This is a genomic window from Mesorhizobium australicum WSM2073, from assembly GCF_000230995.2.
GTDB lineage: Bacteria > Pseudomonadota > Alphaproteobacteria > Rhizobiales > Rhizobiaceae > Mesorhizobium > Mesorhizobium australicum.
The window spans coordinates 1-19,836 of the sequence record NC_019973.1 but is presented as its reverse complement, the minus strand read 5'-3'; the positions used below and the strand labels follow the sequence as shown (position 1 = coordinate 19,836).

Here is a 19,836-nt window from a genome sequence, read left to right as displayed (position 1 = left end):
ATATCGGGCGGTGGTCGAAAGACCGCCGCCCCAAGCCTGTTGACCACAAGCCTGTTGAGAATAATCATTTGAGACATGCGGCACGGTCCCATCCCGCGCCTCACGCTTTCAGGATCGAGAAAAATGCCCCGTTCCACCACATCAAGCCCATCCCAGCGCATGTTGCGCGTCGGTGAACAGGTGCGCCATGCGCTCTCGGAAACCCTGCAGCGCGGGGACATCATCGACCCGTTGATTGAAAATACCGTCGTTTCGGTGTCGGAAGTGCGGATGTCGCCGGATCTCAAGATCGCCACAGCCTTCGTTTCTCCGCTCGGCGCAAAGGATACCGACGCGGTGATCGAAGCGCTGAACAAGCATGCCAAGTTCGTGCGCGGCCGCGTCTCCGGCGCGCTCCGGCAGATGAAGTACATGCCGGAGTTCCGTTTCCGGCTGGATACGTCCTTCGACAATTTCGCTAGGATCAACGACCTGCTGAAGTCACCCGAAGTGGCACGCGACCTGGATAGCGACGACAACAAGGAAGAAGAATAATGGGGCGTCGCGGCAAGAAGAAGGGCCGGCCGGTCTCCGGCTGGGTGGTGCTGGACAAGCCGGTCGGTATGGGCTCGACCGAGGCCGTCTCCAAGATCAAATGGCTGTTCCAGGCCGAAAAGGCCGGCCATGCCGGCACGCTCGACCCTCTTGCCTCCGGCATGCTGCCGATCGCGCTCGGCGAGGCCACCAAGACCGTGCCCTACGTGCAGGACGGCGCCAAGATCTATCGTTTCACCGTTGCCTGGGGACAGGAGCGGTCGACCGATGACCTCGAAGGTCCGGTGACGAAAGAGGCCGATCAGCGTCCATCGGAAGCCGATATCCGGGTGTTGCTGCCGAAATACACCGGCGTCATTATGCAGACGCCACCGCAATTTTCCGCGATCAAGATTGCGGGTGAACGCGCCTACGACCTCGCCCGCGAAGGCGAGACGGTCGACATACCGCCGCGCGAGATCGAGATCGGCCGGCTCGACATTGTCGAGCACAAGCCGGACCAGACGATTTTCGAGGTCGAATGCGGCAAGGGCACTTATGTGCGTTCGCTGGCCCGCGACATGGGCCGCGACCTCGGCTGCTTCGGCCATATCAGCGAACTGCGCCGGGTCGAGGTCGAGCCGTTTACGCCAGAGGACTTCGTCACCATCGCCGAACTCGAGGCCGCGCGCTTCGGCGCGCAAGGTGACGATAAACCGGATCCGGAGGCAGATGCTGCGGACGCAGTGGAGATGCCTATCGATTTCGGCGCCATCGACGGGCTTCTCGTCGACACCTCGGCGGCGCTCGACTGCCTGCCGCAGATCGCGATCAGCGACGATGCCGCGACCAAGATCCGCCTCGGCAATCCGGTCATCATTCGTGGCCGTGACGCGCCGGTGGAGGCGGAAGAAGCCTGTGCGACGGCGCGCGGCAAGCTCGTCGCCATCGGGGCTATCGAGCAAGGCATGTTCAAGCCCAAGCGGGTCTTTGCCGGGTGATCGGTCTGATCGCCATGGCGGTATAGGACAAGCAGGTTCGACGGGTGGGGGCATGGCAAAGGCCGAGGTGGTGAAAAAACGGGCGCCGGTGAAGACGAGGCGGCCTCCGGTTGGCGCCTCGCCCGGCACGCTGATCGCCGATCCGGCGGCGCGGCGCTCCGAACTGCGGCTGACCTTGATCTCGCCGCAGAAGTTCAAGACCATCGAGAACGCCAGCATCGACGATGTCGAGGTCAGTTGCCGGAAATGGTCCGTCATCTGGCTCGACTGCACCGGCCTTGCCAACATCCAATTGATCGAGGAGATCGGCCGCATCTTCAGCCTGCATCCGCTGGCGCTGGAGGACGTCGTCAACACCGGCCAGCGGCCGAAAGTCGACTTCTTCGAGGACCACGCCTTCGTCGTCATGCGCATGATCGACGATGTCACGTCGCATCGCTACGAGCAGATCGCTCTCTTCCTCGGCGAGAACTTCGTCGTCACCTTCCAGGAGCGCGAGGGCGATCCGTTCGATCCGGTGCGCAAGCGCATTGAGAGTTCGGCCCCGAACCGGTTGCGCACGCGCGGCGCCGACTATCTCGCCTATGCGCTGATCGACGCCATCGTCGACAGCTATTTTCCGCCGATCGAGGCTGCCGGCGACCTGGTCGACAGCATTGAGGACCAGATGCTGCATTCGACGCACAAGCACCAGATGCGGCAGCTGCACGAATTGCGGCGCGATGCCAATATTTTGAAAGGCGTGCTGTGGCCCATGCGCGATGCGCTGGCAACGCTGATCCGCAACGACGTGGCCTATGTCACAGCCGAGACCAAGGTCTTCCTCAACGATACGCTCGACCATTCGCTCAGGCTGATCGAGCTGGTCGAGACCCAGCGCGACATGCTGACCGGCCTGATCGAAATGCATCTGTCGCTGAGCCAGGCCCGCACCAACGACGTCATCTCCTATCTCACCATCGTTTCGGTCATCTTCATGCCGCTCACCTTCCTGGTCGGCATCTGGGGCATGAACTTCGACCCCGCCAGCTCGCCATGGAATATGCCGGAGCTGAAGGCGTACTACGGCTATCCCTTGTCTCTGCTGTTCATGGCTGCCGTCGCTGTCGGGCTGATTGCATTCTTCAAATGGAAGAAATGGCTTTGACCGGGTTTAAACCTGTCATTTGAGCCTCAAAAGCCGGCTTGTGAATTGGGCTGGTGTTTTTCTGGGAATTGCACTATATGCGCCGCAGCATAGCGCCTTGACGCTTTGCATGCACGGCCCCTGCTGGACGACATCCCGGCTGTGGGCGACCCGTTTCCTCAAACAGATAAGGAAAAACACGATGTCGATTACTGCCGAGCGCAAACAGGAATTGATGGGTGAATTCGCAACCGCCAAGGGCGATACCGGGTCTCCGGAAGTCCAGGTGGCCATCCTTTCCGAGCGCATCAAGAACCTGACCGACCATTTCAAGGACCACAAGAAGGATAACCATTCCCGCCGTGGTCTGCTCGCTCTCGTGTCCCAGCGCCGCAGCCTGCTTGATTATCTCAAGCGCAAGGACGACTCGCGCTATCAGACACTGATCGAGAAGCTCGGTCTGCGCCGTTGACGAATTGACCGGCGGGCTTTCTTCGGAGAGCCCGCCGGTCGCGCATTCTGCCAGTCGCACAGGCTGGCCAGACCCGGTTTCGAGCGTGCAAAGGGCCGTTCGAAACCGCCCATGGACGGTCATGGGGCAGGATTGCAGGACGCTCGCGCGCGCTTGTCGCGCCTAAATCACCCGAGCTTCCCGTTGTCTTGCCCGTGGCTGCCCGAGAAAGGAAGCCAGGCAAAGGGCATCCGCGCACCGTGAAACGGCGCGGCCCTTTCCGCTTATTAAGGACAAGACATGTTCAATCACCACAAAGTGGAAATCGAATGGGGCGGTCGTCCGCTCATCCTGGAGACCGGCAAGATCGCGCGCCAGGCCGACGGCGCGGTGCTCGCCACCTACGGCGAGACCAAGGTTCTCGCCACCGTCGTTTCGATGAAGGAGCCCAAGCCCGGTCTCGACTTCTTTCCGCTGACCGTCAATTACCAGGAAAAGACCTATGCCGCCGGCAAGATCCCGGGCGGCTATTTCAAGCGCGAAGGCCGTCCGAGCGAGAAGGAAACGCTGGTTTCCCGTCTCATCGACCGCCCGATCCGCCCGCTCTTCGCCGCCGGCTACAAGAACGACACGCAGATCGTCGTCACCGTCGTCCAGCACGATCTCGAAAATGACCCGGACATCCTGTCGATCGTCGCCACCTCGGCGGCCCTGACCCTGTCGGGCGTTCCCTTCATGGGCCCGATCGGCGGCGCGCGCGTCGGCTACATCAATGGCGAATATGTGCTGAACCCGCATGTCGACGAGATGCAGGAATCTAAGCTCGACCTCATCGTTGCCGGCACCACCGATGCCGTGCTGATGGTCGAGTCGGAAGCCAAGGAACTCGGCGAAGAGCTGATGCTCGGCGCTGTCATGTTCGGCCACAAGGGTTTCCAGCCGGTCATCGACGCCATCATCAAGCTGGCGGAAGTTGCCGCCAAGGAGCCGCGCGACTTCACCGCGCCGGATTATTCGGCGCTTGAGGCCGAGATGCTGAAGATCGTCGGCGACGAGCTCAGCAATGCCTACAAGAACGTCGACAAGCAGAAGCGCTACGCCGCCGTCGACGCTGTCAAGGCGAAGGTCAAGGCCGCGTTTGCCCCGGCTGAAGGCGAGGACGCAAAGTACACCTCCGAACAGATCGGCTCGGTATTCAAGGAATTGCAGGCGAAGGTCGTTCGCTGGAACATCCTCGACACCGGCGCGCGCATCGATGGCCGCGACTTGAGCACGGTTCGCAAGATCGTCTCCGAAGTCGGCGTCCTGCCGCGCACCCATGGTTCGGCGCTGTTCACCCGCGGCGAGACCCAGGCGCTCGTGGTTGCCACGCTCGGCACCGGCGAGGATGAGCAGTACGTCGATTCCCTGACCGGCATGTACAAGGAGAAATTCCTCCTTCACTACAACTTCCCTCCCTACTCCGTCGGTGAGACCGGCCGCATGGGTTCGCCGGGCCGCCGCGAAATCGGCCATGGCAAGCTCGCCTGGCGCGCCATCCGTCCGATGCTGCCCTCCGCCGACCAGTTCCCCTACACGCTGCGCGTGGTCTCGGAGATCACCGAGTCCAACGGCTCGTCCTCGATGGCTACCGTCTGCGGCACCTCGCTGGCGCTGATGGATGCCGGCGTGCCGCTGGCCAAGCCGGTGGCCGGTATCGCCATGGGCCTGATCAAGGAAGGCGAGCGCTTCGCCGTGCTCTCCGACATCTTGGGCGACGAGGATCACCTCGGCGACATGGACTTCAAGGTTGCCGGCACCGAAGGCGGCATCACCTCGCTGCAGATGGACATCAAGATCGACGGCATCACCGAGGAGATCATGAAGATCGCCCTTGGCCAGGCCAAGGACGGTCGCCTGCATATCCTCGGCGAGATGTCCCATGCTCTGACCGGCGCCCGCCCCGAACTCGGCGAGTTCGCGCCGCGCATCGAGGTCATGCACATCCCGACCGACAAGATCCGCGACGTCATCGGTTCGGGCGGCAAGGTCATCCGCGAGATCGTCGAGAAGACCGGCGCCAAGATCAACATCGAGGACGACGGCACGGTCAAGATCGCTTCGTCGAACGCCAAGGAGATCGAGGCGGCGAAGAAGTGGATCCACACCATCGTCGCCGAGCCGGAAGTCGGCGAGATCTACGAAGGCACGGTCGTCAAGACCGCCGACTTCGGCGCCTTCGTCAACTTCTTCGGTCCGCGTGACGGCCTCGTCCACATCTCGCAGCTTGCCAACGACCGGGTCGCCAAGACCTCGGACGTCGTCAAGGAAGGCGACAAGGTCTGGGTCAAGCTGATGGGCTTCGACGAGCGCGGCAAGGTCCGCCTGTCGATGAAGGTCGTCGACCAGGCCACCGGCAAGGAAATCGCCCGCGACAAGAAGACCGAAGGCGAAGAAAACGCCGCCTGAGGCCTCTGACGGAAAAATCGAAGCGGGCGCGGCTTATGTCGCGCCCGCTTTTGTTTATGGAGCACGGCCATGTCCGCTGAAGCGTTGAAGACGCTTTTTCATCCATTCGAGGCCGGGGCTCTTTCCCCGCCGGGCAGGGACGAGCGCATTCTCTTCCTTGGCGCCGAACCCGGCCTGCGCTTGCCACAGGGCTTCGAGGCTACGCTGCATCTCGTACAGGGCTTTCGGCCGTATTTTCGCGCGTTGCAGGCAGCTGGCTTCACGGTCACGCCGCGATCGGCTGGTGAGGATTTCGATGCAGTGCTTGTGCTCGCCGGCCGCCATCGCGGCGAGAACGAACTGCGCATCGCCGAGGCTCTCGAGCGGGTGGCGGAGGGCGGATTGATCGTCATTGCAGGTGGTAAGGAGGATGGCATCGCAAGCCTGCGCAAGCGCGTCGGCGATCTTGTGCTGCTTGATGGCCACATGCCAAAATATCACGGCACTGCCTTCTGGCTGCGTCGTCCGGTTGATGTGCAAGCCGCCGCCGCGCTTCGCGCCGCCAATCCCGCCTTGCTTGTTGAGGACCGGTTCCGCACCGCACCCGGCATGTTCTCCTTCGACCGCGTCGATGCCGGTTCGAAACTGCTGGTCGACAATCTGCCCGCTGATTTGCGTGGCACCGCGGCCGATTTCTGCGCCGGCTGGGGCTATGTGGCGGCCGAGATGGCTGCCCGCTGTCCGGGCTTGTCGGCGCTCGATCTTCACGAGGCCGATTTCGATGCGCTGGAGGCCGCCAGGGGCAACCTTGCCAACACCGTGGCGCAGGGCTTCTTCTGGACGGATCTGCTGGCCGAGCCTGTCGAGCGCCGCTACGACGTCATCGCAATGAACCCACCCTTCCACCGCAGCCGTGCGGCCGAGCCCGAGATCGGCGTCGGCATGATCCGCGCCGCGGCCAAGGCCTTGAAGCCCGGTGGGCGCCTGTTCGTGGTCGCCAACCGCCAGCTTCCCTACGAGCCGGTGCTGTCGGCCGCCTTTGCCAGCCACGCCGAGCTTGCCCGCGACGGCATGTTCAAGGTGTTTGTCGCACGGCGCTGACGCGATGCATTTAATGCGTGTCGCCCGGAAGTGTCATCGGTTCGGGGACAACGCCATCCATAAATCGGAAGCTTACAGCAGGTCGGGCGAATCCTATTGCCGCGACATGTTGTAGGTCAGTGTAGATTGGCGACGCGCCGGACTTCGTCGGTGGCGTGCCTGTCACCAGCGCTGAATTTGAGCGGCGCCGGCCGGCCGAACAGATAGCCCTGCACCACTTCGCAACCAGCTGCCCGCAGCAGTGTCGCTTGGTTCTCGGTCTCGACGCCCTCGGCAATGATGCTGACGCCAAGCGCCCGTGAAAGCCCGACAATGGTCGATACGACCGCGCCGGAGCTCGCATCGGTATCGATGCGGCTGACGAAGGAGCGGTCGATCTTCAGCTTGCCGAATGAGAAGTCGATCAGATAGCTGAGGTTGGAATAGCCGGTGCCGAAATCATCGACAGCGACCGAGATCCCCATCTCGGCGAGTTCTTTCAGGATGGCGGCCGCGCGGTCGCGGTCCTGCATCATCGCCGTCTCGGTGACTTCCAGTTCCAGCCGTGACGGCTTGATGCCGGTGCTCCGCATCGTGTCGCGCACAAGGCCGACGAAATCCTTGGTCATGAACTGGACCGGCGAGATGTTGACGGCGACGAAACAGTCGTCCGGCAGATGGCGGGCATCGCTGCAGGCCTTGCGCAGCACCCATTCGCCGATCGGATTGATCATGCCGGTCTCCTCGGCGATCTGGATAAACTCCATCGGAGGGATCATGCCGCGTTCGGGATGCTGCCACCGGATCAACGCCTCGTAGCCGACGATGCGGCCGGTCGGAAGGTCGAGCTGCGGCTGATAATGCAGGTCGAAATCGCCGCGCTCGAACGCATTGTGCAGTTCGGACTCGACCCATTGGCGATGGTCGGCCACCCGCCCCATATCGCTGTTGAAGACCGACCAGTTGCCAACCCCGCTGGCACGCGCATTCTGCAGCGCCAGGTTGGAACGGCGCAGGATGAGGACCGGATCGATCCCATCCTTGGGCATCGCCACGATGCCCACCGACAGGCTCACCGATTGCTGGTGGGTGCTGAGTTCATACGGCTCCATCATCTCGTCGATGAGCCTCTCGACCATGCTTTCCAGGGTCCCCTGGATCTGGTGATCGGGAAGCAGCACCGCGAACTCGCCGGCCCCGATCCGCCCGATCAGTGCGCGCGCCGGCACGCAGTCGCGCAGCCGCTTGGTGAAGGCGCGGATCAGTTCGTCACCGTGAGTGTAGCCGATTGCATCGTTGATCTGCTTGAACCGGTCGATGTCGATGTCGATCAGGAACATCGGTTCCCCGGTGCGGCTTGTCGCGCATGCCGCCTCGGCGATCTTGCCGACCATCGCCGGGCGGGCCAGCAGTCCGGTCAGCTTGTCGAAATGGGTTTCGTTGAAGACGAAATCCGCTGATTCATCGACACCAGCAAAGAAGGACATTGCCGCCACCGATGCGGCCAGCGCACAAAGCGCGGCCATGATCGACACCATCATATCAGCCGAAATGCCGGCAAATCCGTCGCCGAGACCGTGCTTCAGCCCCCAGATTCCGATGACGAAACTGCCTATGCCCGAACTTGCTATCGTGAGCAGTCGGAACACGGGTGTTCGCTTCGGGTTGATGGCGGCAGGCATGAAAAGGTCCCCAGATGGGAAGCTTTATAGCGGAAACCTTCTTAAAATGAGTTTCCGCGAATGAATCCAATTTTACTGGAGAGGATTATTTTCTTTACTGGCAAAAGACCCGCGTGACCGGGGCCGCCGTCAGTCGCGGCCGCCATCCGTCTGCTTCAACTCGTCGAGGGTCGGCATCGACACGATATGGTAGCCGGAATCGACATAGTGGATTTCGCCTGTGACGCCGGAAGCAAGGTCGGACAGGAGATACAGCGCGGAGCCGCCGACCTCGTCGATCGTCACCGTCCGGCGCAGCGGCGAGTTCCGCTGCTGGTAGGAGAACATGTGGCGGGCGTCCGAAATGCCGGCGCCGGCCAGTGTACGCACCGGACCGGCCGAGATGCCGTTGACCCGGATGCCGCGCGGACCGTAGTCGTTGGCGAGGTAGCGCACGCTGGCCTCCAGGCCAGCCTTGGCGACGCCCATGACATTATAGTTCGGCATGACGCGGACCGAGCCGGCATAGGTCAGCGTGATCATCGAGCCGCCGGCGGTCATCAGGGGCGCGGCATTGCGCGCCACCTCGGTGAAGGAATAGCAGGAGATCACCATGGTGCGGACGAAATTGTCCCGGCTGGTATCGGCATAGAGGCCCTTCAACTCGTTCTTGTTGGAAAAGCCGATGGCATGGACGACGAAGTCCAGTCCGCCCCACGCCTTGCCAAGCGTCTCGAACGTGGCGGCGACCGAAGCGCTGTCCTCGACGTCGCAGGGAACGACCAGCGAAGCGCCGAGCTTGTCGGCGAGCGGCTTGACCCGGCGGCCAAAAGCCTCGCCCTGGTAGGTGAAGGCCAGTTCCGCCCCCTGTTCGGACAATTTCCGGGCAATGCCCCAGGCGATCGAATGATCGTTGGCAACACCCATGACAAGCCCGCGCTTGCCCTTCATCAATCCGTCCATGGCCGGCAATCCTTATATGAAAAACTTGGCCTTATGCGGAGTAGCGCTGGAAAACGAGCGTCGCGTTGGTGCCGCCGAAACCGAAGGAGTTCGACAGAACGGTGTCGATCCCTGCGTTGTCGATGCGCTTGCGTACGATCGGCATGCCCTCGAATTCCGGATCTAGCGTCTCGATATGGGCGCTTTCGCCGATGAAGCCGCCTTGCATCATCAGGATCGAATAGATGGATTCCTGCACGCCCGCCGCGCCCAGAGAATGGCCGGTCAGCGACTTCGTCGACGTGATGAACGGCATCTTCTCGCCGAACACTTCACGGATGGCGCCCATTTCCTTGGAATCGCCGACCGGCGTCGAGGTGCCGTGCGTGTTGATGTAGTCGACCGGCGTGGAAACCGTCGCCAGCGCCTGGCGCATGCAGCGGACCGCGCCTTCGCCCGAGGGCGCAACCATGTCGAAACCGTCCGAAGTGGCGCCGTAGCCGACGATCTCCGCGTAGATCTTGGCGCCGCGCGCCTTGGCGTGCTCCAGCTCTTCCAGCACCAGCACGCCGGCGCCGCCGGCTATGACGAAGCCGTCGCGATTGGCGTCGTAGGCGCGCGATGCGGTCGAGGCCCTGTCGTTGAACTTCGACGACATGGCGCCCATGGCGTCGAACAAGTCCGACATCGTCCAGTCAAGATCCTCGTGGCCGCCGGCAAAGACCATGTCCTGCTTGCCCCACTGGATCAGCTCGTAGCCATTGCCGATGCAATGCGCCGAGGTCGAGCAGGCCGAGGAGATCGAATAGTTGACGCCATGGATCTTGAACCATGTTGCCAAGGTTGCCGAGGCCGTCGACGACATCGCCTTCGGCACCGCGAAGGGACCGATGCGCTTGGGGCTGCCGTTCTTGAGCGTGGTTTCGGCCGCCTCGACGATGGTGCGCGTGGAGGGGCCGCCCGAACCCATGACGATGCCGGTGCGCTCGTTGGTGATGTCGCTCTCGTCGAGGCCGGCATCCGCGATCGCCTGGTCCATGGCGACGTGATTCCACGCCGCGCCCTGGCTTAGGAATCGCATCGCGCGGCGGTCGATCATCGCCGAAGGATCGAGCGTCGGCGCGCCCCAGACCTGGCACCGGAAGCCATGTTCGGCAAAGGAATCGGAAAAGCTGATGCCGGATCTGGCGTCATGCAGCGAGGTCTGCACCTCGTTGGCATTGTTGCCGATCGACGACACGATGCCGAGGCCTGTGACTACGACACGTCTCATTCGCAACTCCTTCCAGGGATGCTGGCCAATGCGCGGGCCAGGGCTGCGGTCAAGCGACCGCCGACTGCTTGGACAGACCGACCTTCAGGTCCGTCGCCGCATATATGGGCTCGCCATCCGCCTTCATCCAGCCATCGGCGATGCCGAGCACCAGCCGGCCGCGCATCACACGCTTGAAATCAACGCCGTACTCGACCTTCTTGACCGATGGCGTGACCATGCCCTTGAACTTGACCTCTCCGGTCGACAGCGCCATTCCCTTGCCGGGTTCGCCAAGCCAGCCGAGATAGAAGCCGGTCAATTGCCACAGGGCGTCAAGGCCCAGACAGCCCGGCATGATCGGATTGCCGATGAAATGGCAGGCAAAGAACCACAGGTCGGGATTGATATCGAATTCCGCGCGAATGAAACCCTTGTCGAAGGCGCCGCCGGTCTCGCTGACCTCGGTGATACGGTCGAACATCAGCATCGGCGGGTAGGGCAACTGGGCATTGCCCTCTCCGAACAGCTCGCCACGAGCGCAGGCCAGCAATTCTTCGTAGTCGTAGCTGGATTTCGAACCCGCCATCAATTTCGTCCCCATATCGTCCGGGCGGTAGCGCGCCCTTGTCGTTGGTGTCCTAACACAATCTGTTTCAGGCCGGAAACCGGCGTTTGCGCTTAACCCGCCAGTCTGCCCGGGTCAATGCGCGCTATTGATCGCATTCGGGCGACAGAATATATGTCAACAGGGGTCCGGTTCCGGCAGACATTCATTTTTTTGCCATTCTGGGCGTGTCTTGAAGCGGGACTGCGAGCTTGGAAGACCAGATGGACCGGGGCTGCCGGAAGGAAAATGTCGCTGTGGACAAGCGGGTACGTGAAGCCGGCCTGAGGCCGACCCGTCAGCGCATTGCGCTGGCCGACCTGCTTTTCGCCAAGGGCGACCGCCATTTGTCGGCTGAGGAACTGCATGAGGAGGCGCAGGCCGCCGGCGTGCCGGTATCGCTGGCCACCGTCTACAACGCGCTTCACCAGTTTACCCAGGCGGGGCTGCTGCGCATTCTCGCCGTCGAAGGTTCCAAGACCTACTTCGACACCAACACCTCCGACCACCACCATTTCTACATCGAAGGCGAAAACAGGATTTTCGACATCGCCAACGGCCCGGTAACCGTCACCAATCTGCCGGAGCCGCCCGAAGGCATGGAGATCGCCAATGTCGATATCGTGGTGAGGCTGCGTCCCAAGCGTCCGGAATGATCGGCAAGGCCGGAATAAGCGGTCTGGGATGAAATTCCTCGATTGGATAGTCCGGCTCGAATGGGCCGTCGCGGCGGCTGCCGCGATCGTCTTCTATGGCGCGACAGGCGTTTCCTGGTGGCTCTTCGCGTTGCTCATCCTGGCGCCGGACCTGTCGATGCTGGGTTATCTCGGCGGCCCACGCGTCGGCGCCATTGCCTACAACGCCTTGCACATTCTGATCGTACCGGTGCTTGTGTTGCTTGCCGGGCACCTCGCCGGCAGTGCGGTCGGCAACGCCGTCGCACTGATCTGGATCGCGCATATCGCGATCGACCGCGCGCTGGGCTACGGCTTCAAGCTGTCAACAGGATTTCAGGATACCCATCTCGGCCGTATCGGGCGCAAAAGCGAGCGAGACGTTCAGTCCTTGACCCGCTCGCCCGGATAAGCGCCCCAGACGACCGACTGGGCAAGCCAGCCGGTGTGGCCGTCGAACGTCATCTCGCACCACTGGCCGTCGCAGGCTTTGATCGTGCCCATGACGCCGGGTTCTACGATCGCCACCACTCTGGCATCCTTTTCGGGGCTCTTGAGAAGGTTGATCTGGCCGCCCTTGCCGCGCTGCCAGGGAGCGACGATTGCGGTACGTCGGCCCGAAAGCAGCGACTGGTTGATCCATCCTTCCGAGCCGTCGGCGTCGCGCACGCGCCGCCACGTATCGAATTCCTGGATGATTTCCATGGGCAGGCCAGCCTTCATGTACATCCAGTCGACCGAATAGTTGGCGCCGGGGCCGACACGCGAGTTGACGCGGCCGGATTTCAGGCTGACGAATCGCGGCAGCGGCAGGCCGCTCGGTCCGAGCGTGATGGCGCTCTGGGCGGGAGCGGCCGCGCTTTGCGCGCCGGCAAGCGGAGAATAGAGAAGAGCGCCGAGAAATGCTGCGCTGAGGGCCAGGCGAAGCGACGCGAAACCAGACACTTTCGTTCCTTTCGGCACCGGCCCGATGGCTGCGGCACCCCTTTTTCTTTGTCTTCGGCGGCACCGCTTGTTACATGGGTAAATCGGCTACCGCGACCGGCTTTCAGTTTCGCCTGTCTTGGTTAAAGAGGTCTCAACGAGGGAAACAATGGTAGGCAAAAAGAAGCCTCTCGTGGTCATCACGCGAAAGCTGCCCGACCCGGTCGAGACCCGCATGCGCGAGCTGTTCGACGCAAGGCTGAACGTCGAGGACAGGCCGATGACGCAGCCGGAACTGGTCGCCGCGGTCAAGGAAGCCGACGTGCTGGTGCCGACCGTGACCGACCAGATCGACGCCGCACTGATTGCCCAGGCCGGCGACAATCTCAAGCTGATCGCCAATTTCGGCAACGGCGTCGACAAGATCGACGTGGCGGCGGCGGCCAAGAGGGGCATCACCGTCACCAACACGCCCAACGTGCTCACCGAAGATACCGCCGATATGACCATGGCGTTGATGCTGGCGGTGCCGCGCCGGCTAGCGGAAGGCGCCAGTGTGCTCACGGGCGACAAGAAATGGGCCGGCTGGTCGCCGACCTGGATGCTTGGCCGGCGCATCTGGGGCAAGCGGCTCGGCATTGTCGGCATGGGCCGCATCGGCACCGCCGTTGCCAGGCGAGCCAAGGCTTTCGGCCTGTCCATTCACTATCACAACCGGCATCGTGTGCTGCCGGCGGTCGAGGATGGGCTGGAGGCGACCTATTGGGAAAGTCTCGACCAGATGCTGGCCCGCATGGACATCATCTCGGTGAATTGTCCCTCGACACCCGCTACCTTTCATCTTCTGTCGGCGCGGCGGCTCGCGTTGCTGCAGCCCACCGCCTATATCGTCAACACTGCCCGCGGCGACATCATCGACGAAGAAGCGCTGGTCAAGCTGATCCAGGACGGCAAGATCGCCGGCGCCGGCCTGGACGTTTACGAGCACGAACCGGCCCTGAACAGCAAGCTCTTGAAGCTGGCCGCCAGGAACAAGGTCGTGCTTCTGCCGCATATGGGCTCGGCCACGCTCGAGGGCCGCATCGACATGGGCGAGAAGGTCATCATCAATATCCGCGCCTTCGTCGATGGCCATCGCCCGCCGGACCGCGTGCTGCCGCTCAGGACCTGAAAACCTTCCAGGCGCCGGCTCTCATAAACCGAAGCTTACGAAATGGTCTTGCGCATGGTGATGGACGTCGGCCTGTCATAGCCCTCATGCACCGTCCGTTCGGTTTCGCGAAAGCCGAGCCGGGCAAAGGCGGCATGATTTGCGGCCAGTTCGATCCTCGTCTCCAGTTCGATGTCGGCCTTGCCGCGGCTGCGGGCCAGATCTTCGGCCGCTTGCATCAGCCGCCGGCCAATGCCTTGCCCCTGCCGGTCCGGGGCGACGGCGAGCTTGCCGACATAAAGACCCTCGGCCTTTTCGAGAGCAAAAACGCAGCCCACGATCCTGTCGCCGTCGAGCGCCAGAAAGCCTGTCTCCCGCAAGGCTTTGGCGCGCAGTGCTTCGACTGTGAGCAGGTGAGCCGACGACGGCGGGTCGATGATGCCGTCCATGAAGGCGAAGGCATGCATGATCAGGGCAAGCACATCACCCCAGCGGCCGAAATCGGCGGGGATTTGCGTGATCGAAACAGGGGGTTGTTCCAAGATCAGCGTCTTTTGTAGCGGATGGTCTCGAAGCGGGCGGCGAGCGCATCGTAAAGCAGCAGCCGGCCGATCAGCGGCTCGCCTATGCCGGTGACCAGTTTGATCGCCTCCATTGCCTGCAGGGTGCCGACGACGCCGGTCAGCGCGCCGAGCACTCCGGCCTCCGCACAGGACGGCACCAGGCCCGGCGGCGGGGCTTCGGGAAACAGATCCCGATAGCTCGGGTTCGGCTTGCCGTCCCTGCCGTCCTCGAAAGGCTTCAACACGGTGACCGAGCCATCGAAACGTCCGACGGCCGCATGCACCAGCGGCTTCCCTTCGCTGGCGCAGGCATCGGCAACCACATAACGCGTCTCGAAATTGTCGGACCCGTCGACGACGATATCGTACTTGGCGACGAGGGCAGGGGCGTTTTCCGCGGTGAGCCGGAATGTGTGCGTTTCGACCGATATGTTGGGATTGATGCGGGCGATCGCAGCGCCGGCGCTCTGGGTTTTCAGCATGCCGACCGTATCGGTGCCGTGAATGACCTGCCGTTGTAGGTTGGAGAGCGAAACAGTGTCGTCGTCGACAATGCCGAGCGTGCCGACACCGGCCGCGGCGAGATATTCAAGCACCGGCGCCCCGAGCCCGCCAGCGCCGATCACCAGCACCCGCGCCTGCTTGAGCTTCTGCTGGCCAGCGCCGCCGACCTCGGGCAGCACGATGTGGCGGGCATAGCGTTCGATCTCGTCGGCGGTGAGGGCGGTAGTCATGTCAGGACCATATAGCGGCCGAAAAATATTGTCAGGGGTCTTCGGTTGGCCCAACCGTGCCATGGTCGACCGTCAGGAACTGAGCGCGGCCATGCAGGCTGGAAAACAGCGCCGCATCGGTACCCGTCATGAAAGCCTGGCAGTTCAGGTCTTCCAGGATCGAGAACAGTGCCGCGCGCCGGCCGCCATCGAGGTGCGCCGCGATCTCGTCGAGCAGCAGGATCGGCGTCAGGCCGGACATTTCGCCGGTCAGCCGGGCATGCGACAGCACGATGCCGACCAGCAACGCCTTCTGTTCGCCGGTCGAGCAGAGTTCGGCCGGCATTGCCTTGGGCCGGTGCCGGACCATGAGGTCCGAGCGGTGCGGGCCCTCGAGGGTACGTCCGGCGGCGCGGTCGCGGTCGCGGCCATCGGCAAGCGCCCGTCGGAACCGCTCCTCGACATCGACCGCCGGCGCACCGGCAATCTCGGCCTCCAATTCACCCGAAAGGCCGATATCGGCCCGCGGAAACGGTCCGGTGTCGGGCAGCCTGTCGATCATGGCCACCAGCAGGCGCACCAACTCGGCGCGCGCGGCCGCTATCGCCACGCCGGTCTCGGCCATCTGCGTCTCTATCGCCTCGAACCAGCTGGCATCCCGCGAGCCTTCCGTCAGCAAGCGGTTACGGCCTCGCATCGCCTTCTCGTAATCGAGTGCGCGCTGGCCATGGCCGGGATCGATCGCTAGCACCAGCCGGTCGAGAAAGCGCCGGCGATCCGCGGCCGGCCCGGTGAACAGAGAATCCATCGCCGGCGTCAGCCACACGACCCGCAGCCATTCCAGCATGTCCTCGGCCCGCGCCGCGGCTCCATTTATACGCACCCGCCTGCCGCTTTCCGCGGTGTCGCCCCCGGAAATGCCTGTACCGATCTCGACCTCGCCTTCAGGTCCGTCGAGCCGTGCATGCAGGGCAAAACCGCCATCGCCACCCTCACGGGCCACATCCCCGTAGGCTGCGCGGCGCAAGCCGCGTCCCGGTGTCAAAAAGGAGATCGCTTCGAGGAGATTGGTCTTACCGGCACCATTGTCGCCGGAAAAGACCACGGCGCCCGGCGCGACATCTATCGCAAGGGTCGCATAGTTGCGAAAATTGGTAAGCGTGAGCTTACTTATGTGGGTTTGTGCCGGCAACCGCTATCCGCCTGTAGAAGTCGCCGCAACCAAGGCCTAGTCGTATCGCCAGCGACGCCGCGCCGGCTATACCCGCATCGGCATCAGCACGTAAAGCGCGGTCTCATCGGCCATGTCGTGGATCAGCGTCGGCGAACCGGCATCGGCCAACATGAATTTGGCCTCCGTGCCGGTCAATTGCGCGGCGACATCGAGCAGGTATTTGGCGTTGAAGCCGATCTCGATCGGGTCGGCCGAATAGTCGGCCGCCAGTTCTTCCGTGGCGCTGCCTGAATCCGGATTGTTGACCGCAAGCGTCACCTGGCCTTCGCTGATCGAGAGCTTCACCGCGCGGCCGCGTTCGGAAGAGATGGTCGAGACCCGGTCGACCGCTGCGGCGAAGCTTTGGCGGTCGAGGATCAGCTTCTTGTCGTTGCCGGTCGGAATGACCCGCTGATAGTCCGGGAAGGTGCCGTCGATCAGCTTCGAGGTGAGGACGACGCTGCCGATGGTGAAGCGGATTTTGGTGTCGGACAGTTCGGTGGTCACGGCGACATCCGGATCGTCGACCAGTTTCTGCAACTCGCTCACTGTTTTGCGCGGAATGATGATGCCCGGCATGCCCTCGGAGCCGGCCGGCGCGTCAATCTCGGCGCGCGCCAGCCGATGGCCGTCGGTTGCCACCGAGCGCAGCTTCAGCTTGCCGCCGACTTCATGCGTGTGCAGGTAGATGCCGTTGAGATAGTAGCGTGTCTCCTCGGTGGAGATGGCGAACTGCGTCTTCTCGATCAGGCCCTTCAGCGCCACCGCATCGAGGCGGAAGATGTGCGAGAAGGATCCGGCCGAAAGCTCGGGAAAATCGGATTGCGGCAGGCACTGCAGGCGGAAGCTCGAGCGGCCCGACGTCACCGTCATGGCGTTGCCGTCCTCATCCGTCTTCAGCATTACCTCGGCGCCGTCGGAGAGCTTGCGCACGATGTCATAGAGCAGGTGCGCGGGGACCGTCGTCGCGCCGCCGCGCTCGACCTTGGCGGGCGTCGCTTCCGTCACCTCTAGGTCGAGGTCGGTGGCCTTCATTTCGAGGCTGGCGCCGTCCGCGCTGAGAAGCACGTTCGACAGGATCGGTATGGTGTTGCGCCGTTCGACCACGCGGTGCACGTGGTTGAGCGACTTCAGGAGATTTGACCGTTCCAGGATAACACGCATGACGAAACAGGCTCGCTTGAATGAATGAACGGGTCTCCGGCTGCCGGCGCCCCGCGAAAGCTCTGAACAGGCTTCAGAATCTACGCAAACTGACAGGAAAAAACCAGTGAACGCAAGCCCGCGCCACCGGTTCGGGCCGGTTGCGCGGGCTTTCTGGGGATAAAGCTGGCCAACCCCGCAAGCGGGCGCTTCTGGCCGGTCAGGCCTGGTCGTTGATCAGCCTTCTCAGCAATTCCAGTTCCTGCGCCAGCGTGTTGTCATTGCCGGAAAGGTCCTCGATCTTGCGCACGGCGTGCAGCACCGTCGTGTGATCGCGACCACCGAAGCGCCGTCCGATTTCCGGCAGCGAGCGCGGCGTCATCACCTTCGACAGATACATGGCGACCTGTCGCGGCTTGACGATGGTGCGCGTGCGCCGATTGGACAGCAATTCCGTCTTCGAGACGTTGTAGTGACGCGCCACGATGCGCTGAATGTCCTCGATGCGGACCCGCTTCGGCTCGCCCGTGCGATAGATGTGGCCGAGGATCTCGTCGATGCGGTCGATGGTGATCTGCGGCTCGAACGACTGGCGAAACAGGAGCTGGTTGAAGGCGCCCTCCAGTTCACGTCCGCTGCCGGTCACGGTGCGGGCAACGTGGTTGAGGATCTCTTCGGAAATGCCCAGCGATGCATCGTCGATCCTGGCCGTGGCCAGACGCAGTTTGAGCATGCCGAGCCGCATGGCGAAATCGGGCGCCGACATTTCGAGCGCGACGCCGCCATTGAGACGCGAACGGACCCGCGGTTCGAGCGATTCCAGCTCCGACGGTGGCCGGTCGGCGGCAACGACGACCTGCTTGGCGCTGTCGAGCAGCATGTTGATCAGATGACAGAATTCATGCTGGATCGATTTGCCCTGCAGGAATTGCATGTCATCGATGATTAAGAGATCGATGTCGCGCAACTGCTCCTTGAGCGTCAGTGCGTTGTTGTCGCGGATCGCCGTGGCGAAGCGCCACATGAAATACTCCGCGGTGAGGTAGACGACGCGTGACTTCGGGTTCTGCTTCAGCGATTCCGCCGCGATGGCCTGCAGCAGGTGCGTCTTGCCGAGCCCGACGGTGGCATGCAGGAAAAGCGGGTTGAAGCGTACCGCGCTCGACTGCGATTCCGCCACGGCCTTGGCGGCGGCGAAGGCAACGCGGTTCGACGGTCCCTCGATGAAGGAGCCGAACGTGTAACGCGGATCAAGCGGTGATCCCAGGACATTGTGGCGGAACTCGCTCTCGACCGGCACGCCCGGACGCGGCATCGGAGACCGCTCCACCCTACTTGGACTGACGGTGCCGGCGGCCAGCGCCGTCTGCGTCTGCCGCGTCATCTTGCGGGCCGGCGCCAATTCCGGTTCGGGCTGGCCGCGCCCCTGACGGGTTGCGGTGCGCACGACGATTTCGATCTTGAGAAGCTCGGGATCCTCGTGCTTCCACAGCTCTGAAATGAGATCATGATAGTGGCCGTTGATCCACGAGCGCAGGAATGCGGTGGGCACGGAGATGCGGACAATGCCCTTGGACGCTTCCGCGACCTTCATGCGCCCAAACCAGCTGGAATAGACTTCGGTTCCCAGGCGCGCCTTCAACTGGGCCTTGACCCGGTCGAACTTCTGTTCCGCGTCGCTGGAGACCGCCATCTCGTTTGCTCCGATCAAAGTTCCAGGAAATGGGAGGTCGCCCGTAAGCTCCCTTTCGATGCCGCTCTGCATGATCGAGTTCCTTGCCTTTCTGTACCTGTTTTTCGCTGGGGATGCGCCTCCTGCATCCTTTTCCGGCGACCGTGTCTTCGCTACGATGCCCATTGCCGCCGCCGGCAATGAACGTCGCCCACTATCCGACGGGAACCGGTGCCGGCCCATGGAAGCCAGTCCGCGTTGGGTATGTCAGGGCAATACAACACCGTCCGGCGAAAGAGCGCCGGCGCGCCGTCCTACCTGCCATGTCTAGTTACGCCAGTCCCCTACCGTATCGAAAAAGAGCAAACCATACCCGTTCGCGGACTTGATCCACGTCGCAAATCCCGCCAATTTAAGCTGGCCGCGTAAGGCTGGGTTAGGGCCAGAGGCCCGTCCCGTTCGATAGATCGACATTACCGAAATCGCTGTGGATAGGGCAAGGCCACGTCTAACGGATTTTTAAGGAATCTGGTTACCTCGGGCAGGTTGGAGCGCCATGCCGCAGCGGCATATTTTGACAAAGCCATTGGGATTCAAACCCTTTTCCGACGAATATGAAAAAGCCGGGCCGGCGCGAAATTTTCTGAAATAATTCACTTGACAGCCAGTTGTCCTCCCGTCTCTTCGGCGCGTTGTGGACAAGCTGTGGATGACTGTCGCTAAC

Annotated in this window: 19 protein-coding genes; 9 read left to right on the top strand and 10 right to left on the bottom strand. The window is 62.6% G+C overall.

Annotated elements, in window-relative coordinates; translation table 11 throughout:
* The first annotated feature begins 123 nt into the window (after positions 1 to 123).
* The 6 genes from rbfA (at position 124) to MESAU_RS00075 (ending at position 6,619) form a co-directional block, all read left to right on the top strand.
* A complete protein-coding gene (rbfA, locus tag MESAU_RS00100) occupies positions 124 to 534 on the top strand; it encodes a 30S ribosome-binding factor RbfA (RefSeq protein WP_015314005.1) in 411 nt (136 codons plus the stop codon).
* A complete protein-coding gene (gene truB, locus MESAU_RS00095) occupies positions 534 to 1,514 on the top strand; it encodes a tRNA pseudouridine(55) synthase TruB (protein ID WP_015314004.1) in 981 nt (326 codons plus the stop codon). The genes rbfA and truB overlap by 1 nt, the downstream gene beginning before the upstream one ends.
* Before the next feature lie 52 nt (positions 1,515 to 1,566).
* The gene (gene corA / locus MESAU_RS00090) at positions 1,567 to 2,661 is read left to right on the top strand and encodes a magnesium/cobalt transporter CorA (protein WP_015314003.1); all 1,095 of its coding nucleotides are present in this window, start codon (positions 1,567 to 1,569) and stop codon (positions 2,659 to 2,661) included.
* Between the two features lie 181 nt (positions 2,662 to 2,842).
* Positions 2,843 to 3,112, top strand: coding sequence for a 30S ribosomal protein S15 (gene rpsO, locus MESAU_RS00085; protein WP_015314002.1), 270 nt, complete (start codon positions 2,843 to 2,845; stop codon positions 3,110 to 3,112).
* Between the two features lie 279 nt (positions 3,113 to 3,391).
* Positions 3,392 to 5,539, top strand: a complete 2,148-nt coding sequence (gene pnp / locus MESAU_RS00080; protein WP_015314001.1) for a polyribonucleotide nucleotidyltransferase — start codon at positions 3,392 to 3,394, stop codon at positions 5,537 to 5,539.
* 69 nt (positions 5,540 to 5,608) lie between these two features.
* Complete coding sequence (locus MESAU_RS00075) at positions 5,609 to 6,619, top strand: class I SAM-dependent methyltransferase (RefSeq protein WP_015314000.1); 1,011 nt, start codon at positions 5,609 to 5,611, stop codon at positions 6,617 to 6,619.
* 116 nt (positions 6,620 to 6,735) lie between these two features.
* Here MESAU_RS00075 and MESAU_RS00070 read toward each other — a convergent pair whose 3' ends face one another.
* The 4 genes from MESAU_RS00070 to fabA form a co-directional block, all read right to left on the bottom strand.
* Positions 6,736 to 8,280, bottom strand: a complete 1,545-nt coding sequence (locus MESAU_RS00070; RefSeq protein ID WP_015313999.1) for a putative bifunctional diguanylate cyclase/phosphodiesterase — start codon at positions 8,278 to 8,280, stop codon at positions 6,736 to 6,738.
* A gap of 129 nt (positions 8,281 to 8,409) precedes the next feature.
* Positions 8,410 to 9,222 carry an enoyl-ACP reductase FabI gene (gene fabI, locus MESAU_RS00065; protein ID WP_015313998.1) on the bottom strand — a complete coding sequence of 271 codons (813 nt, stop codon included), beginning with the start codon at positions 9,220 to 9,222 and terminating at the stop codon, positions 8,410 to 8,412.
* Positions 9,223 to 9,253: 31 nt separating this feature from the next.
* The gene (gene fabB, locus MESAU_RS00060) at positions 9,254 to 10,474 is read right to left on the bottom strand and encodes a beta-ketoacyl-ACP synthase I (protein ID WP_015313997.1); all 1,221 of its coding nucleotides are present in this window, start codon (positions 10,472 to 10,474) and stop codon (positions 9,254 to 9,256) included.
* Positions 10,475 to 10,523: 49 nt separating this feature from the next.
* On the bottom strand, positions 10,524 to 11,042 hold the full coding sequence (gene fabA / locus MESAU_RS00055; RefSeq protein ID WP_015313996.1) for a 3-hydroxyacyl-[acyl-carrier-protein] dehydratase FabA: 519 nt from the start codon (positions 11,040 to 11,042) through the stop codon (positions 10,524 to 10,526).
* Between the two features lie 242 nt (positions 11,043 to 11,284).
* Here fabA and irrA point away from each other — a divergent pair, with 242 nt between their 5' ends.
* Both irrA and MESAU_RS00045 read left to right on the top strand, forming a co-directional pair.
* Positions 11,285 to 11,716 carry an iron response transcriptional regulator IrrA gene (irrA, locus tag MESAU_RS00050; protein WP_015313995.1) on the top strand — a complete coding sequence of 144 codons (432 nt, stop codon included), beginning with the start codon at positions 11,285 to 11,287 and terminating at the stop codon, positions 11,714 to 11,716.
* 28 nt (positions 11,717 to 11,744) lie between these two features.
* Positions 11,745 to 12,146, top strand: coding sequence for a DUF4260 domain-containing protein (locus MESAU_RS00045; RefSeq protein ID WP_015313994.1), 402 nt, complete (start codon positions 11,745 to 11,747; stop codon positions 12,144 to 12,146).
* On the opposite strand, the gene MESAU_RS00040 is transcribed toward MESAU_RS00045, so the two are convergent.
* A complete protein-coding gene (locus tag MESAU_RS00040) occupies positions 12,119 to 12,679 on the bottom strand; it encodes an SH3 domain-containing protein (protein WP_015313993.1) in 561 nt (186 codons plus the stop codon). The genes MESAU_RS00045 and MESAU_RS00040 overlap by 28 nt on opposite strands.
* Positions 12,680 to 12,827: 148 nt before the next feature.
* Between MESAU_RS00040 and MESAU_RS00035 the strand changes: the two genes are divergently transcribed.
* A complete protein-coding gene (locus MESAU_RS00035) occupies positions 12,828 to 13,829 on the top strand; it encodes a 2-hydroxyacid dehydrogenase (RefSeq protein WP_015313992.1) in 1,002 nt (333 codons plus the stop codon).
* 35 nt (positions 13,830 to 13,864) lie between these two features.
* Here MESAU_RS00035 and MESAU_RS00030 read toward each other — a convergent pair whose 3' ends face one another.
* The 5 genes from MESAU_RS00030 to dnaA all read right to left on the bottom strand — a co-directional run bounded on the left by MESAU_RS00030 (position 13,865) and on the right by dnaA (position 19,205).
* Positions 13,865 to 14,350, bottom strand: coding sequence for a GNAT family N-acetyltransferase (locus tag MESAU_RS00030; protein WP_015313991.1), 486 nt, complete (start codon positions 14,348 to 14,350; stop codon positions 13,865 to 13,867).
* Positions 14,351 to 14,352: 2 nt separating this feature from the next.
* Positions 14,353 to 15,105, bottom strand: coding sequence for a molybdopterin-synthase adenylyltransferase MoeB (locus tag MESAU_RS00025; protein ID WP_015313990.1), 753 nt, complete (start codon positions 15,103 to 15,105; stop codon positions 14,353 to 14,355).
* A 31-nt stretch (positions 15,106 to 15,136) separates the two neighbouring features.
* Positions 15,137 to 16,276: a DNA replication/repair protein RecF gene (recF, locus tag MESAU_RS00020; protein WP_015313989.1), complete on the bottom strand. Its 1,140-nt coding sequence runs from the start codon at positions 16,274 to 16,276 to the stop codon at positions 15,137 to 15,139.
* Between the two features lie 66 nt (positions 16,277 to 16,342).
* The gene (gene dnaN / locus MESAU_RS00015; RefSeq protein WP_015313988.1) at positions 16,343 to 17,461 is read right to left on the bottom strand and encodes a DNA polymerase III subunit beta; all 1,119 of its coding nucleotides are present in this window, start codon (positions 17,459 to 17,461) and stop codon (positions 16,343 to 16,345) included.
* 199 nt (positions 17,462 to 17,660) lie between these two features.
* Entirely contained in the window at positions 17,661 to 19,205 is a 1,545-nt protein-coding gene (gene dnaA, locus MESAU_RS00010) for a chromosomal replication initiator protein DnaA (protein ID WP_015313987.1), read from the bottom strand.
* Positions 19,206 to 19,836 lie beyond the last annotated feature (631 nt).